The sequence below is a fragment of the Stenotrophomonas sp. 01N47 genome (assembly GCF_056399165.1).
The window spans coordinates 90,388-107,240 of the sequence record NZ_JBFTQU010000003.1 but is presented as its reverse complement, the minus strand read 5'-3'; the positions used below and the strand labels follow the sequence as shown (position 1 = coordinate 107,240).

Below are 16,853 nucleotides of genomic sequence, written 5' to 3'. Positions count from 1 at the left end.
TTGGAGCCCTTTCCACCATGCGTTTTTCCCGTGTGCTGTTGTTGCTGTCAGGCCTGCTGCTGACCGTCCCCGCATCCGCGGCCGATGTGCCGTTGCGCGCAGGCGAACACCTGGGCCGGGAGCTTGCTGGCGAGCAGCTGCCGCTGTGGCCGGCGGGGCAGGTCCCCGGTGAAACGGGCACGGCGCGGCCGGCGCGCGTGGTCGAGCGCAGCGATGATCCGGCCCACCCCGATCGCTTCATCGACCAGGTCGATGCGCCCTACCTGCTGGTGCACACGCCCGCCCGTGCCAACGGCCGCGCGCTGCTGGTGATTCCCGGTGGCGGCTACCAGCGCGTGGTGATCGACAAGGAGGACAGCGCGCTGGTGCCGGAGTGGGTGGACCGTGCCGGCTACACCCTGTTCGTGCTGCGCTACCGCCTGCCGCAGGCCGGCCGCGACCGCCAGGCGGCACTGGCCGACGCGCAGCGCGCACTGCGCGTGGTGCGCGACCAGGCCGCACGGCGCAGGCTGGATGCCGACAGCGTGTCGGTGATGGGCTTCTCCGCCGGCGGCCATGTGGCCGCACGGCTGGCCACCGGTTTCGATGCGCCGGTCTACCCGCCACGCGATGCCATCGATCGCCTCAGCGCGCGTCCCGCACGCGCGGTGCTGGTGTATCCCGTGATCGACATGGGCGCGCATGCACACAGCGGCTCACGCGGACGCCTGCTGGGCGAGCAGCCCGATGCGGCGTTGGCCGCGCAGTATTCGATGCAGCAGCACGTACGCGCGGACATGCCGCCGACGCTGCTGATCCATGCCAACGACGATCGGGTGGTCAACGTGCACAACAGCGAGGTGATGGCGCAGGCACTGGCCAAGGCGGGTGTCGAACACGAACTGCACCTGTTCGCCCATGGCGGCCATGGCTTCGGCATGCGCATGCCGCCTGATTCAACGCTGGCCGTGTGGCCGCTGCTGGCACAACGCTGGCTGCAGGCGACGGAGGCGGCACATTGAACCAGGCGGATGCCAACCTGCAGCGCCGTCGTTTCCTGCGCGACAGTGCACGCTGGGCGCTGGCCACGGCCACCCTCGCAGCGCTTCCTGCCGCCGCGGTGCCTGGGCCACGTGATGACACACAGGTGGTGGCACGCCTGCGTGGCGGCCGCGTGCGTGGCCAGCGCGAGCACGGCGTGCACGTGTTCCGCGGTCTGCGTTATGGCGCTGACACCTCCGCCTACCGTTTCCAGCCGCCACGGCGCGAGACGGGCTGGCGTGGTATCGCCGACGCCCTGGAATATGCCGCATCCGCGCCACAGACCGGGGCGGACGGGCCGGGCAGCGAAGATTGCCTGTTCCTCAACGTCTGGACGCCGGCACTGGGCGACGGCGGCAAGCGGCCGATCCTGGTCTACATCCATGGCGGTGGCTTCAACAACGGCTCTGGCAGCGATCCGCTGTACGACGGCAGCGCGCTGTGCCGACGCGGCGACGTGGTGGTGGTCACCGTCAATCATCGCCTGAACACCTTCGGCTACCTGTACCTGGGCGCGCTCGGCGATCCGCGCTATGCGGCCTCCGGCAACGTCGGCCAGCTCGACCTGGTGCAGGCGCTGCAGTGGGTGCGCGAGCATGCGGCGGTGATCGGCGGCGACGCCGGCAACATCACCGTGTTCGGGCAATCCGGTGGCGGCGCCAAGATCGCCACACTGATGGCGATGCCCGCAGCGAAAGGCCTGTTCCAGCGCGCGTGGACGATGAGCGGGCAGCAGGTGACCGCCGCCGGTCCACGTGCGGCGGCGCAACGGGCTTCGATTGCGATGGAAGCCGTGGACGCGCGCGACCTGCAGGCGTTGCTGCGACTGCCGGCGACCGAGCTGCTGGCCGCCACCCGCGCACGTGATCCTTCGCGGGTGGAAAGCAGCGCGCTGTACTTCGGCCCGGTACTGGATGAGGTGGTGCTGCCGGTGCACCCGTTCTGGCCACAGGCACCGGCGCAGTCCGCGTCGATTCCGATGGTGATCGGCAACACCCGCGATGAGACGCGCGCGTTCCTTGGCAACGACCCGGCCAACTTCAGGCTGACCTGGGAGGATCTGCCGGCGCAGCTGGAGAAGCAGCAGTTCGTCGATCTGCTGCCCTCGGTGGTGATCGCAGAGTATCGACGCCTGTATCCGCACTACACGCCCTCAGAGGTGTTCTTCGCGGCCACCACCGCCGGCCGCTCGTGGCGTGGTGCGGTGGAGGAACTGGAAGCACGCGCTCGGCAGGCAACCGGGGCCGCACCCACCTGGGCCTACCAGCTCGATTGGCCATCACCGGTGGAAGAGGGACGCCTGCGCGCGTTCCACACGCTGGATATTCCGCTGGTGTTCGACAACGCCGGTCTGCCCGGTGCACGCACTGGCGGTGGTGAAGACGCCAAGGCACTGGCGGCGACGATGAGCGATGCCCTGATTGCGTTTGCGCGCTCCGGTGATCCGAATCACGCAGGAATGTCGCAATGGGCCCCGTATTCATTGCCATACCGGCAGACGATGCTGTTCGATAGTCACAGCCGCATGAGTCACAGCCGCATGGTTGACGATCCACGCGCGGGAGAGCGCGCGCTCTATGCAAAAGTGCCGTTCGTGCAGCGCGGCACGCAGTGATGACACCGCGGTGCAAACATTCTGTTAACCCGCCTCGGCTAGAGTCGGTTCATGGAAGCGATGTTCACGCCACCGCCGTTCACCGGCCGCGAGCGCTTGATTGCAGGGATTGATGCCGCCGTCTGCCTGGTCGATCCGCAGGCGATCACCGGTGCGCTGCAACGGGTGCTGCGTGAAGCCATCGTCGATCCGCTGATCGAGCTGCCGCCCTGCGTACGTCGCCCCGTGGATGGTCATTACGCGCGCCGTGAACTGTACCGAAGCGCCACGCTGGGCTACAGCGTGATCGCGATGTGCTGGGGCCCGGGGCAGGGCACGCCACTGCACGACCACGATGCGATGTGGTGCGTGGAAGGCGTCTGGCAGGGCGAGCTGATCGTGACCCCGTACGCGCTGCTGGAACAGCGTGGCGAGCGTCACCGCTTCGCTGCGCAGGACACGCTGTACGGGCACCGTGGCAGCGCCGGCAGCCTGATTCCGCCGCACGAGTACCACACGCTGCGCAACGCCAGCGACGAGGACGTGGCAGTGTCCGTGCACGTCTACCAGGGCGTGATGGAGCGCAGCGCGGTGTTCGATCCGCTGGATGACGGCTGGTACCAGCGCCGGGTGAAGGTGATGGAGACCGAGGCGTCCTGATTGCGTTGCGCCGGGCATGGCCCGGCGCTATCTATCAGGGCTTGTGTCCCACCGATTCATCGGTAGCGCCGGGCCATGCCCGGCGGAACGCGGAATTCATCGCGGCACATCCACCACATTGTTGAGCCGCGTGACTTCCTCTCCGCCATCGGCCAGCGCAACACGCACGCGCAGGCCACCGCGCCCCCCTGCCGGCAATGGCAACGACACCACCGCCGTCTTCGGCAGCAGATCGGTTGGTGCTGTGATCGCCGGCACTTCGGTGCGTGCGATCTCGCGGCCCCGCGCATCTTCCAGTATCGCCACGCCCACACCGCTGGCCACATGCCCAAGGCCGTGCACGGTCACGTGTACCTGGCGCCCGTCCACCCGCACATCGCCACGGCCCACACCCAGGTCCGGACGCATTTCCACCGGCGTGCCCGCAGACACACGCTCGAATTCGAAGACCTCGGTGCGACCGGGCTGGAACTGCATCGGTACCGACGCACTCGTCTCCAGCTGCACCGTGCGCTGGCGCGGCGTACCGTCGATGCGGCCATCGCCATCGGCGTCCACGCCACTGCGCACGCGCCAGGTCCCGCTGCCCACGTTCCAGCCGGTCATGTCGGCGGCGATGACGCGCGCACCGAGGTTGTGGCTGGTGATCGTGAAGCGCTCACGCGAGGGAGCATGCACCAGCAGTGCCACCTGTTCCGCGGCGCCCTCACGATCGAAGCGCCAGCTGACGGTGTGCCCGGGCCAGCTCTGGTTGCGCTTCAGGGCGATGCCGCCCAGCCGCGCACGCTGCAGGAACTCGCTCGGTGCTTCCACCCGGTCGGACCACCAATGGCCTTCGGTGTTCATGTACGCGCGTTGTGCCTTGGCTTGCAGGCCCTCGGCATGCAGCGCGTCGATGTACTTCCGGTCGCCGCTGGCCTGCCATGCCATCAGGCTGGCGAAACCGGTCTTTCCGGCATCTGCCTCGGCGGTCAGCAGCGGGTACCAGTCCTGCTGCCGGCCAAGTGCCTCTACATAGTTCTCGCCAAGGTTGGCCAGCGCGCCGGGGCCGCCGCGCTGCACACGATAGTCCAGTGCCTGCAGGTACTTCGCATCACCGGTCCAGCGCCATGCCGCCCAGAAGGTGTGCATCGTGTCACCGCTGCCGGAACCGTTGTTGAGTTCGCCACCACGGGTCTCACCCGTCGCCCAGTTGATCTCGTTGGGCAGGGTGAAGCGGCCCTTGTCGTCGGTGCCGGCGTGGGCCAGATAGCCATCGGCCAGGCCGATCACCAGCCGGCGCCCGGTCGGGTCGGCGTTGTACTGGCCCAGCAGGAAAGCCGGGTGCAGCACCGGGAACGAGTACGGCTTCTGCCACTGCCAGTTGGGTTCACGGTAGACCTTGTTGCCACCGAACCAGTTGCTGGAAAACAGCACATGGCCCTGCGGGTTGCGCAGGATGATGCACTCGTCGAACGCCTTCACCGTTTCCATCAGCCGTTCCAGGGTCAGCGGATCGCCCCAGTTGAGGTACAGCATCGCGCTGTTGGTGTTGATGCCTTCCTCGTAGGCATGCAGCTCGTCGGTCTCGATGGTGCTCAGGCCATTGCTGAACATGCCGTTGCGGTACACCGCGTCGGACAATGCGGTCAGCGAGGCATTCAGGCGGTCCGGCTGCACGCCCATCAGGGCAAGGCCGGGCCACTGCTGGGTCAGGTCGGAATCATCGGAGATGCCACCACCGAAATCGCCGTAGGCCACCTGCCGCTGATCGATCCACCAGTCGACGAACTGCCGCACCTGCGCCAGGTCCTGCACCTGGTGGAAGGCCCACGCCGGTACGCCCTTGGGCACCTCCGGCGCGGTGTACGGCGGGCGGCCCTGGCTGTTGTAGCTGATGTAGTTCCAGTACAACCGGCCCAGCTCATGGTCCGGGTCGACCCGCAGCAGATCGCTCAGGTCCGCGTAGACGCGCGCGTACAGGCGCTGGCGCTTGGAGGTGGTGTGTTCCTCCACGAGGAAGCCCCAGTTGTCGCGCACCTGGTTGAAGCGGTCGGCCACATGCTCCTTGAGCGCATCGGCGCGTGGCTTGAACACCAGCCGCACCTGCGCACCGTCCAGTGCCTTGGCGTCGAAGCCGGGCGCAGCCGAGGCGATGCTCAACCACAGGCTGTCGGCGGTGAGGATGCGGTCGCGCAGGTCCAGCCACAGCGTGCGCTTCTGCCCCGGCTGCACCGAGACCGATACATCGATCATGTCGCGCGCCGGCCAGATCGGATCCTTGATGCGGAGGTTCAGCGGGATCAGGCCATCGTGCGTGGCCGGCAGGTCGAGCGCGGGAATATCGATGGCCACGCCATCCAGGCCGTCATGCATGTTCTCCCAGCTGTAGGCCCAGCTGCGGATCAACGGCTGGTTGGCCGGCGCATCGCCCACGCCGGAGGGAATCAGCACGTGCACGATGGGCTTGGGCTGCGTTGGCAACGAATCGGCCGGGCGCCGGCGCGAGCCCGCCCCCTTGGGCAGCGCCATCACCGTGCTGCGTTCGGCCGCCGGGTAGCGGCCTTCGATGTAGCGGCGCAGTGTGTCCAGGTTGGTGTAGTCCGGCAGTGCTTGGCTGTCGATGACATAGGTCTGCTTGACCGTGCCGTCGGGCTCGGCACCTTCGCTTACGCCATACGCCCAGATCTCCTGGATCGGCGTTTCCTGTTCAACGTTGCTGAAGCGCAGCACGCCACCGGTCTGTGCGGGGATGTCGTCCACGCTGCGCACCACACCCTGCGGACGCGTCGCCAGCACCTGGGTGGCGTGCGCGGCATCGCGGCCATGGGCCAGCGTGCCGAAGGCCGCGCCACGGATCTCCACCCGGTTGACGGTCTCGCCGGCCGGCACGGTCAGGTCCAGATGCTGGCCGCTTTCCACATACGTGTTCCAGTCCGGCAACTGGAAATAGTCGTTGCGGCCGGGCAGGCGCGAGCGGTTGTAGACACCGGGCCAGGTGGTCTCGGCGATGCCGTCGGTGGCCTTCCACATCCACGCCTTGAGGTCGCGGGCATCGTCGAATTCGATCTTGCGGATGCGCGTGCTGGCTGCGGTCAATGGCGGTGGCGACGCGCCTTCCCAGCCGAAGCGATGGCGCCAGGCACGGTCATCGGCAGCGCTGGCAACGGCGCTTTCGGCGGCCTTGCCGCGCGCGAGCGCACTGACGGCCGCAGCATCGAGCATGCGGTCATACACGCGGATGTGCTGGAAATCGCTGCCACGCAGGAAGTTGTAGCGGCTCTGCACCTGGTAGGGCGCCATCACCCGCCCGGCCAGGCCGAGCTGGTCCAGCGCGGCATCGTAATCGCCGCTGGCCTGCACACGCGCCACCTCGCGGCCATCGACGAACAGGCGTACACCCTGGTCTTCGTCCCAGGCGAAGGCCAGGTGCAGCCACTGGTCCGCACGTGGCGGCGTGTCCATGCGGAACGACACGCGCGTGCGGGCGAGGTTGGCATCGGTGACGAACGCATCGAAACCATGCCCGTTCCAGTCGATGCGCAGCCAGGCCATGTCCCAGCTGCTGTGGTCGGCATAGCCGACGCGGAAGATTACGAACGGTGCTTCACCCACCGCGTAGCGCGCGCGCCAGTCGAAGGCGAGGGTGCCACGCTGGGCGAGGATGTTGCCGGGTGCATCCCAGGCCAGCACGCCGTCGTCCTGCCACTGGATGGCCTTGCCGCGCGCTCCGTCATCGACGATGTCGACCTTGTCGCGGAAGTTCGGCACCGCCTCACCCTGCGCCACCACGGCCTCAAGGCCTTTGCCGGCATCGACATGGAACAGCAGCGTGGGCGCATCGGCGGCGGCCATCGCGGGGCCGGCAGCCAGGGCCACCGCCAGCAACAGGCAGCGGGACAGGGTCGAGCGGTGCGGCATCAGGCGTTTCCTTTCAACGGGCGACGGCCGGCGAGGGCCGCCGGACCGTAGCAAGGCCACGCCGCGACGGCACCTTGCGGCGCAGCAGCGGTCGTGGCGAACGACGGCGTGCCGGGTGGCACGCCGTCGGCGTTGCTCAGAACTTGTAGCGCAGCCCCAGCAGGTACTGGCGGCCGGTCTCGGTGTACTGCAGCGGCAGGCGACCGGTCAGCGGCGAGTACACCCACTCGTCGGACGCTTCGTTGGTCAGGTTGATGCCTTCCAGGCTCAGTTCCAGCTGGTCGCTGATCTTGTAGCGGATGGATGCATCGAACACCGTGGTACCGGTCATGCCATGGTAGCCATCAAGGTTGAAGCCGGTTTCCTGGCCCGGTGCCTGGGTCAGGTAGTCATCGCGGTTGGTGGCCGAGATGCGCCCGGCGAACTTCTCGCCTTCATAGAACAGCGTGGCGTTCCACGACGACTTCGACAGGCCGGTCAGGTCGGTCTTCATCACCGGCTGCCCGGCCGCGTTGATGTACTGGATCTTCGATTCCACCCAGGTGTAGTTCAACTGCATGCCCAGGTTGGCCCACTTGCCCGGCAGGAAGGTGAAGGGTTGGGTGTAGTTGGCCTCCACGCCGTGCAGTTCGCCGCCCGGGGTGTTGACCGGCTTGCTGTAGGTGAAGTCATCGGTGGCCGAGGCGCCGGTGCCGACCAGCAGCGAAGCCGGCAGGCCGCTGTCACTGTACGGACGCACTTCGCGGGTGGTCTGTACGAAGCTCTCGATGTCCTTGTAGAACAGGCCGATGCCGGCCATTGCGCCCTCGGCGAAGTACCACTCGAAACCAAGGTCGACATTGGTTGCGCGGATCGGATCCAGCATCGGGTTGCCGCTGGAGATGGTGCGTGCACCACCGGCCACGGCCACCGTCGCGCCCGGGGTCAGGCTGCCCAGCCCCGGACGGCTCATCACCTTGGCCGCACCCAGCCGGATCAGGAAGTCCGGGGTGACTTCCGCCACCAGGTTGAACGAGGGCAGGGTGTCATCGTAGGTACGGCTGACCGTGGTTTCGACGGTGCCGTTGGCCAGCGTCGACTGCCCGGTGGCCGACTGCTTGGTGCGCACGTAGCGCACACCGAAATTGCCCGACAACGGCAGCGAGCCCAGTTCGGTGGAGAACTCACCCATCAGGTAGGCGCCTCGGTCCTTCTCTTCGACGCTGCGCACGTTGTTGGCGCGCGGGGCGACGGCGAAAGTGCCGCTGTTGCTGTAGATGTCGAGCTGTTCGGCGATCGCATCCAGGTCCGGCACGACCCAGTTCGACGGACTGCCGCTGATGCCCTTCAGTCCGGCCTGCTCGGTCAGGTTCACCGGCACGATCTTGTTGCCGCCGGCGAAGTTGGGCACGGCCAGTTCGCTGGCGCGGCGCAGTTCGACGGTCTTGAACGTGTAGTCCTTGGCCAGCACGCCGCCCTTCAGGCGGAAGCCCGGGCTGATGTTCCAGTTGAAGTCGATCTGGCCGGTGTCGAAGTCGTTGTCCACGTACTGCGGACGCAGGCGGATCTCGGCCAGTTCCCAGCCGTTGGGATTGGTCGGGTCGATGCCGTAGTTGAGGATCGGCGCACGGCTGTTGCCGCGGTAGTCGTAGCTGTAGCCCTTGACGTCGTACTTGTCCATGATGACGGTGGTCTGCACCGGGTTCTCGTGCTTGGAGCGCGAGATGCCGATCTTGCCGGACAGGGTGAAGTCATCACCGAAGCGGTGCTGGCCGTTCAGCGCGATCTGCTTGAACTCGGTGCTCCACTCGTCGTGGCGGTTCTCGGTGCGGATGTCGACGTTGTCGAATTCGCCGTAGAGCAGTGCGTTGTCGCGGATCTCGCCGTTCTTGACGATGGTGGTCGGCTTGCCCGACAGGCGTGCGCTCGCATTGGCGCCACGGCTGAAGGAAATCGCCTCGATGTAGTGCTCGTCGCGCGTTGCGTCGATCTTCGAGTACAGCGCATCCAGCGAGATCTCGGTGGCGTCGTTCGGCTTCCACTGCAACGAACCGGTCACGCCCAGACGCTTCTGCTCATGCTCCATCTGCACGTAGCGCGGGAAGCGCGGATGGAACACATCGGCGCCACGCGCGGCGGCGAACGGCGAGGACGCGGCGAAGTTGCCGTTGCTCGGGCCGTTGGCCCAGCGACCGGTGTTGGAGCCTTCCTCCAGCGCTTGGCGCTCGGAATAGGCCACCGACAGCAGCGCGCCGAAGGTGCCATCGGCGAAGGTGTTGGAGACCAGCGCGGCAATGCGCGGATCGGCCTTTTCGGCCATCGCGTTGTAGCTGGCCTGGCCACTGGCGGCGAAGGTGAACCCGTCGTAGTCGAACGGGCGCGCGGTGCGCAGATCGACGGTGGCGCCCAGCGAGCCTTCCTCGACGTCGGCCGAGGCGGTCTTGCGCACCAGCAGCTGCGAGAACAGGTCCGAGGCGAACACGTTGAAGTCGAAGCCACGGCCGCGGTTGGTGCCGCCGCTCTGGTCACCGGCGCCGACCGTGGTCAGCGCTTCCATGCCATTGATGCGCACGCGCGTGAATTCCGGGCCGAGGCCACGCACCGAGATGTTGCGGCCTTCGCCGGCCTCGCGGGTGATGACCACGCCCGGGATGCGCTGCAGCGACTCGGCCAGGTTCAGGTCCGGGAACTTGCCGATGTCCTCGGCAACGATGGCATCGACCACGCCGGCTTCGCCGCGCTTGATGTCCAGCGCCTTCTCCACGCTGGCGCGGTAGCCGGTGACGGTGACCGTATCCAGGTCGGTGGCGTTCGGGTTGACGCTCTGCTGCTGCGCGCCGGCGTTGCCTGCCAGGGCCAGTGCGACGGCCAACGCGAGCAAGGTAACCGGTGTCTTTTTTTCATGGTTCCGAGAATGCATGCCTTTCCCCTCTCCCAAAGGTCTGGTATCGCGGCTGTTTCAGCGGAATGACACCGCTGGTCAGGCCGGACGTTAACAGCACGTTCCCGATCCGGCATCTTGCACCGCAACAGATCTGAAATGTCTCCAAGACGCTTGCAGGACAATGGCTCCAACAGTTTGGTAGGCTAAGGGCAAGGATGGGCGGGATTGAAATGACACCGCTAGCCAATTCCACGCCCCACGCGTGGTCCACTACCACGCCGCCCAGTGTCACATGCGGGCGGCACGCGTGAAGGAGCAGAAATGGGTCGTATCGTGTGTTTCGGGGAACTGCTGCTGCGCCTGGGTGCGCCCGGTCGCGAACTGCTGCTGCAGTCGCCGCAGCTGCAGGTGCATGTCGGCGGCGCCGAGGCGAACGTGGCTGTCTCGCTGTCCCGCTTTGGACATGACGTGGCCATGGTCAGCACCGTTGCCGGCAACGCGCTCGGCGCGCATGCGCTGGCCGAACTGCGCCGGCATGGGGTCGACACGCGCGGCGTGCGCGAAGATGCCGAAGGCCGCATGGGTCTGTATTTCCTGACCACCGGCGCGGTGCAACGGGCCAGCGAAGTGGTCTACGACCGTGCCGATTCGGCATTCGCCAACAGCACCGCCGCCGACTACGACTGGCCCGCATTGCTGCAGGGCGCGCAGTGGCTGCACCTGTCCGGGGTCAGCCCGGCGCTGGGCGCGGACGTGGCGCAGGCCACCCTGGCCGCAGCGCGCGCTGCGCGTGCACTGGGCGTGCGCGTGTCCTTCGATGGCAACTTCCGGCCGAAGCTGTGGCAGCGCTGGGGGGGCGATGCGCGGGCGATCCTGCACGAACTGTTCGCGCAGGCCGACATCGTCTTCGCCGACTACCGCGATATCGAAGTCATCCTCGGCCAGCGTTTCGAACAGGCCGACGTGGTCGCGCGTGTGGAAGCGGCGGCAGCGGCCGCGTTCGAAGCGTTCCCGCAGCTGCAGTGGATGGCCTGCACCCAGCGCCAGACGTTGAGCGTGGACCACCATGCGCTGGGCGCGCTGCTGCTCGGCCGCGATGGCACCCGCGCACAGGCCCCGGTACGCCAGCTGCAGGGCATCGTCGACCGCATCGGCGGCGGTGATGCCTTCGCGGCAGGCATCCTGCATGGCATCCTGTCGACCTTCGATGCCGACGCCACCGTGCGCTTCGGCTTGGCCGCCGGGGGCCTGAAGCATTCCATTCCCGGCGATTTCAATCCCGTCAGCGAAGCTGATGTGTTGGCCCTGATGGGCGAGGAGCGATTCGATGTCCGGCGCTGATCCACGCGTTCGTGCGGTACTGAAACTGGCACCGGTGATTCCGGTGTTCACCCCCGATGACATCGACGATGCGGTACAGGTCGCGCAGGCGCTGTTCCGTGGCGGCCTGCCGGTGATCGAGGTGACCCTGCGCACGCCGCGGGCGCTGGAAGCCATCAAGGCGATGGTCGACGCCGTGCCGGATGCGGTGATTGGTGCCGGCACCGTGCTCGATGCCGCGCAGATGCAGGCGGTGAAACAGGCCGGCGGTCGCTTTGCGGTGTCGCCCGGGGCGACCCCGCGGCTGTATGCCGCCGCGCGTGATGCCGATCTGCCCTACCTGCCTGGCGTGGCCACCGGTTCGGAGCTGATCGTCGGCCTGGAACATGGCCTGGATACCTTCAAGTTCTTCCCTGCGGTGCAGGCCGGCGGTGCCGCGATGCTGTCGGCGTGGCACGGCCCGTTCGGCGATGTGCGCTTCTGCCCGACCGGCGGCATCAGTGCGCAGACCGCCAGCCAGTTCCTGCATCTGCCCAACGTGCTGTGCGTGGGCGGTTCGTGGCTGACCACCGCCGCGCTGATGCAGACCCGCGACTGGGACAGCGTCGAGCGCCTGGCACGCGAGGCCGCGGTGCTGGCGGGCTGATCCCTCGGCCCCTGCTGGAGCCGGGCACAGACCCGGCGCCAGCGCATCCGCTCAGCCGCGTGGTGTACCCAGCCGGCGGTACAGGGTGCTGCGGTTGATCCCCAGCCGCTTGGCGGCCGCGCTGACGTTGCCCTGGCACTCGGCCAGCGCCTGGCGCATGGCCGCCTCGGCGATTTCCTCCAATGCCCCGCTGGCAGGCACTGCTGGCGCGGTGGGCGTGTCAGCACGTACGTCCGCGGGCAGCAGCTGCGGGCCCACCGGTTGCCCCGGCTCAGCCAGTGCGGCCAGCGTGCGCAGGCAGGCACTCAGCTGGCGCAGGTTGCCGGGCCAGGCATGGGCGGCCAGCGCCGCGCGGGCCTGCGACGACAACGCATGGCCCTGTCCCAGCTGCTGCCACAGGGCATCCACCACGGCAGCGCGATCGGGGTGCTGCCGCAACGGCGCCAGGGTCACCACGTGGTCGGCGATGCGGTAATACAGATCCGCACGGAAGCGGCCGGCATCCACCGCCTGCGGCAGTTCGCAGTGGCTGGCGCAGACCAGTGCGAAATCCAGTTTCACCGGCTTGCCGCCGCCCAGCGGTGACAGCTCGCGTTCCTGCAGCACGCGCAGCAGGCGCGGTTGCAGCGCCAGCGGCATGTCGCCGATCTCATCGAGGAACAACGTACCGCCCTCGGCCTGCCGCAGCAGGCCCGGGCTGCCCTGCCGGCGCGCACCGGTAAAGGCACCCTCCTCGTAGCCGAACAGCTCTGCTTCGATCAGGCCTTCCGGCAGCGCCGCGCAGTTCACCGCGACGAAGGGCTTTCCCGCACGCGTGCTGCGTGCGTGCAGTTCCCGCGCGAAGACTTCCTTGCCGGTGCCGGTCTCGCCCTGCAGCAGCACCGGCAACCCGGCCTGCAGCACGCGTCCTGCGGTGGCCAGTTGTTGTTGCTGCCCGCTATCGAACAGTGGGCCCTGCGCACTCGCCGGCAACGGCGCGGTCGGTCCAGGCGTAGCCACACTGCGTCGCGACGCACGGGCCTCGCGCACGCCGTACAGACGACGGCCCTGGCGATCAAGCAGTACGCCGTCATCTGCCAGCCGCGACAGCGGTTGTTCGAACAGCGCTTCGTACGGCGTGCGTCCGATGTCCTGGCGATCCAGCCCGAACAAGGCAAGGCCGGCACGATTGGCCGCGACCAGGCGACCGCCGCGGAAGCCGAGCACGCCTTCGCGCGCACTGCCCAGCAGCGCGGGTTGATGATGCAGGCGCAGCAGCTCGCAGTCGGCCAGGCCGTCGGCGAAACCGCGGTGCTCGATCTGCGCTACCGCCTGCCGCACCAGCGCCAGCGCGTGCACGTGTGGCAACCGCGCGTCGCCGGACACATCGAGCACACCCAGGCATTGCCCGTAGGGATCCAGGATCGGCACGGCCGAACAGGTGAGGATGCCGTGCGGGGCGAAGTAGTGCTCGCCGCCACGCACCTGCAGCGCGCGCCCGTCGACCAGCGCGGTGCCGATCGCGTTGGTGCCGACCGTGCCCTCGTCCCAGCGCATGCCCGGCATCAGCGCGACACGACCCGCCTTGTCGAGGAAACCGGCACTGCCTTCGGCGTCGAGGATCCAGCCGTCTTCATCGGTCAGCAGCACGATGCTGCCGCTGTGGGTCATTTCCGCAGCCAGTCCATCCAGCTCCGGGCGCGCTTGTCGCCACAGGCGCTCGCGGCGCTGGCGCAGTTCGCGCAGGCGGTTGTCGGTCAATGGTTCGGCGGCCGGCTGCGCATCCACCAGCAGGCCGTGCCGTTGGCAGCGTTGCCAGGAATGCAGGATCGCCTCGGGCACCGCGCCGACGGGAGCAGCGCCGCGCTCGAAGAAACTGCGCCGGGCACTTCCCAGGCGGGGATCGGGAGCAAGCGGGGACACCGACAGCCTCCTGTGTCGCACATTGCGACAGTTGTTGCGGGACCTGTCCCGATTAACAGCACACCCCGCGTCGGCCTGCAACGGCCGCGCCTGCTGCGCTGCCGCAGGGTGCGCGACAGGATGGCCGAGAGCCGGGCGATGAAGGCGTGATGCAGCGCAGCAGGCCACAGTTGGCATCGTCTTTGCGGCTGTGGATGCACCACGTCCATCGCAGGAGCCGTCATGAACGCCGTACCGTCCACCCGCCCGCATGCCACCGATCCGCGCTCCCTGTTCAAGCCGCGCTATGGCAACTACATCGGTGGCGAATGGATCGCCCCGCGCAGCGGCCAGTACTTCGACAACATCTCGCCGGTGAACGGCCAGGTGTTCACTGAAGTTGCCCGCTCCAACGCCGAGGACATCGACGCCGCACTCGATGCCGCGCACGCCGCAAAGGACGCCTGGGGCCGCACATCGGCCGCCCACCGTGCGCTGCTGCTCAACCGCATCGCCGATCGCATCGAACAGAACCTGGAACTGCTGGCCCACGCCGAGACCTGGGACAACGGCAAGCCGATCCGCGAGACGCTCAACGCCGACGTGCCGTTGATGGCCGACCACTTCCGCTACTTCGCCGGTTGCCTGCGTGCGCAGGAGGGCAGCCTGTCGCAGATCGACGACGACACCGTGGCCTACCATTTCCACGAACCGCTGGGCGTGGTCGGGCAGATCATCCCGTGGAACTTCCCGCTGCTGATGGCGGCCTGGAAGCTGGCGCCGGCGCTGGCCGCCGGCAACTGCGTGGTGCTCAAGCCTGCCGAGCAGACCCCGGCGTCGATCCTGGTGCTGATGGAGGTGATCGGCGACCTGCTGCCGCCGGGCGTGCTCAACGTGGTCAACGGCTTCGGCCTGGAGGCGGGCAAGCCGCTGGCCAGCAGCCCGCGCATCGCCAAGATCGCCTTCACCGGTGAAACCTCCACCGGCCGCCTGATCATGCAGTACGCCAGCCAGAACCTGATTCCGGTGACGCTGGAGCTGGGCGGCAAATCGCCGAACCTGTTCTTCGCCGACGTAATGGCCGAGGACGATGATTTCCTCGATAAGGCAGTGGAAGGTTTCGTCATGTTCGCCTTCAACCAGGGCGAGGTGTGCACCTGCCCGTCGCGCGCACTGGTGCAGGAATCGATCTACGAACGCTTCATGGAGCGTGTGCTCGAACGCGTGGCGGCGATCCGCCAAGGCAATCCGTTGGACCCGAACACCATGGTGGGCGCGCAGGCATCGGGCGAACAGCTGGAGAAGATCCTGTCCTACATCGCCATCGGCCGCGAGGAAGGCGCCGAGGTGCTGATTGGCGGTGACAGAGCCGCGCTCGGTGGCGACCTGGCCGGCGGCTTCTATGTGCAGCCGACCGTGTTCAAGGGCCACAACGGCATGCGCGTGTTCCAGGAGGAGATCTTCGGGCCGGTGGTGTCGGTGACCACGTTCAGGACCGAAGAAGAAGCACTGCAGATCGCCAACGACACGCTGTACGGGCTGGGTGCCGGCGTCTGGAGCCGCGATGCCGCGCGACTGTACCGCGTGGGCCGCGCGATCCAGGCCGGGCGGGTATGGACCAACTGCTATCACGCCTACCCGGCGCACGCCGCGTTCGGTGGCTACAAGCAGTCGGGCATCGGCCGCGAGAACCACCGGATGATGCTCGACCATTACCAGCAGACCAAGAACCTGCTGGTCAGCTACGCACCGAAGAAGCTCGGCTTCTTCTGAGGATTGATCGGGATCAAGGCGCGGGCATGGGGCCGGCGCCATCCTGTCTGCAAGCGCACTACGGAGAAGCACGCATGAACAGAACCATGAAGGCCGCCGTCGTCCGTGAGTTCGGCAAGCCGCTGGTCATCGAGGAAGTCGTGGTACCGCGCCCGGGGGCGGGCGAGGTGCTGGTCAAGATCGAGGCCTGTGGCGTCTGCCACACCGACCTGCACGCCGCCGAGGGCGACTGGCCGGTGAAACCGAACCCGCCGTTCATCCCCGGCCACGAGGGCGTGGGGCACGTCGTGGCCGTGGGAGGCGGGGTAGGGCACATCAAGGAAGGTGACAGGGTCGGCATCCCCTGGTTGTACTCGGCGTGTGGCCATTGCGAACACTGTCTGGGCGGCTGGGAAACGCTGTGCGAAACGCAGCGCAATACCGGCTACTCGGTCAACGGCGGCTTCGCCGAGTACGCATTGGCCGATGCCAACTATGTCGGCCTGCTTCCGAAGGAAGTGGGCTTTGTGGAGATCGCACCGGTGCTGTGCGCCGGCGTCACCGTGTACAAGGGCCTGAAGGTCACCGACACCAAGCCCGGTGACTGGGTGGCCATTTCCGGTATCGGCGGCCTCGGCCACATGGCCGTGCAGTACGCCCGCGCGATGGGCCTGAACGTGGCAGCGGTGGATGTGGACGACGCCAAGCTGGCCCTGGCCAGGCGCCTGGGCGCACAGGTCACCGTCAACGCGCGCACCACCGATCCGGCTGCGTTCCTGAAGAAGGAGATCGGTGGCGCGCATGGTGCGCTGGTCACCGCGGTTTCGCCCAAGGCGTTTGAACAGGCGCTGGGAATGGTGCGGCGCGGCGGTACGGTCTCGCTCAACGGCCTGCCACCGGGCAACTTCCCGCTGGATATCTTCGGCATGGTGCTCAACGGCGTCACCGTGCGCGGTTCGATCGTCGGCACCCGCCTGGACCTGCAGGAATCGCTGCAGTTCGCCGCCGAAGGCAAGGTTGCCGCCACGGTCAGCACCGACCGCCTGGAGAACGTCAACGAGGTGTTCGCGCGCATGCACGCCGGCACCATCGAAGGCCGCGTGGTGATCGACTTCGCTGCCTGACCCCCCTGTGCATGGCCGCCGTGCCCGTCTCCCTCTCCCACGGGCGCGGCGGCCATGCCGATCTGCCGGCAGCGCCGCGCACCCCGGCGGTCG

At 67.6% G+C, this 16,853-nt stretch carries 10 protein-coding genes; 7 read left to right on the top strand and 3 right to left on the bottom strand.

Going from position 1 to position 16,853, the window contains the following annotated elements:
* Nucleotides 1-17: 17 nt before the first annotated feature.
* Genes AC1DKR_RS06695 through AC1DKR_RS06685 form a run of 3 tightly spaced genes read left to right on the top strand, consistent with a single transcriptional unit; the run spans nt 18 to nt 3,274 of the window.
* The gene (locus AC1DKR_RS06695) at nt 18-1,001 is read left to right on the top strand and encodes an alpha/beta hydrolase (RefSeq protein WP_282280378.1); all 984 of its coding nucleotides are present in this window, start codon (nt 18-20) and stop codon (nt 999-1,001) included.
* Nucleotides 998-2,635 (top strand): carboxylesterase/lipase family protein, encoded by a 1,638-nt coding sequence (locus tag AC1DKR_RS06690; RefSeq protein ID WP_478031913.1) that lies wholly within the window; start codon nt 998-1,000, stop codon nt 2,633-2,635. The genes AC1DKR_RS06695 and AC1DKR_RS06690 overlap by 4 nt, the downstream gene beginning before the upstream one ends.
* 51 nt (nt 2,636-2,686) lie before the next feature.
* Nucleotides 2,687-3,274, top strand: coding sequence for a cysteine dioxygenase family protein (locus tag AC1DKR_RS06685; RefSeq protein ID WP_080277671.1), 588 nt, complete (start codon nt 2,687-2,689; stop codon nt 3,272-3,274).
* Between the two features lie 96 nt (nt 3,275-3,370).
* Here the strand turns inward: AC1DKR_RS06685 and AC1DKR_RS06680 are convergent, their stop codons facing one another.
* Both AC1DKR_RS06680 and AC1DKR_RS06675 read right to left on the bottom strand, forming a co-directional pair.
* Nucleotides 3,371-7,174 carry a LamG-like jellyroll fold domain-containing protein gene (locus tag AC1DKR_RS06680; protein ID WP_478031907.1) on the bottom strand — a complete coding sequence of 1,268 codons (3,804 nt, stop codon included), beginning with the start codon at nt 7,172-7,174 and terminating at the stop codon, nt 3,371-3,373.
* A 136-nt stretch (nt 7,175-7,310) separates the two neighbouring features.
* Complete coding sequence (locus tag AC1DKR_RS06675) at nt 7,311-10,073, bottom strand: TonB-dependent receptor (protein WP_478031905.1); 2,763 nt, start codon at nt 10,071-10,073, stop codon at nt 7,311-7,313.
* Between the two features lie 285 nt (nt 10,074-10,358).
* Here AC1DKR_RS06675 and AC1DKR_RS06670 point away from each other — a divergent pair, with 285 nt between their 5' ends.
* Entirely contained in the window at nt 10,359-11,378 is a 1,020-nt protein-coding gene (locus tag AC1DKR_RS06670; protein WP_363734144.1) for a sugar kinase, read from the top strand.
* On the top strand, nt 11,365-12,003 hold the full coding sequence (gene eda / locus AC1DKR_RS06665) for a bifunctional 4-hydroxy-2-oxoglutarate aldolase/2-dehydro-3-deoxy-phosphogluconate aldolase (protein WP_033832654.1): 639 nt from the start codon (nt 11,365-11,367) through the stop codon (nt 12,001-12,003). The genes AC1DKR_RS06670 and eda overlap by 14 nt, the downstream gene beginning before the upstream one ends.
* A gap of 51 nt (nt 12,004-12,054) precedes the next feature.
* Here eda and AC1DKR_RS06660 read toward each other — a convergent pair whose 3' ends face one another.
* The gene (locus AC1DKR_RS06660) at nt 12,055-13,905 is read right to left on the bottom strand and encodes a sigma-54-dependent Fis family transcriptional regulator (protein ID WP_313445722.1); all 1,851 of its coding nucleotides are present in this window, start codon (nt 13,903-13,905) and stop codon (nt 12,055-12,057) included.
* A gap of 222 nt (nt 13,906-14,127) precedes the next feature.
* Between AC1DKR_RS06660 and adh the strand changes: the two genes are divergently transcribed.
* Nucleotides 14,128-15,657: an aldehyde dehydrogenase gene (adh, locus tag AC1DKR_RS06655; RefSeq protein ID WP_025875511.1), complete on the top strand. Its 1,530-nt coding sequence runs from the start codon at nt 14,128-14,130 to the stop codon at nt 15,655-15,657.
* Between the two features lie 74 nt (nt 15,658-15,731).
* The gene (adhP, locus tag AC1DKR_RS06650) at nt 15,732-16,760 is read left to right on the top strand and encodes an alcohol dehydrogenase AdhP (protein WP_025875513.1); all 1,029 of its coding nucleotides are present in this window, start codon (nt 15,732-15,734) and stop codon (nt 16,758-16,760) included.
* The last annotated feature ends 93 nt before the right edge of the window (nt 16,761-16,853 follow it).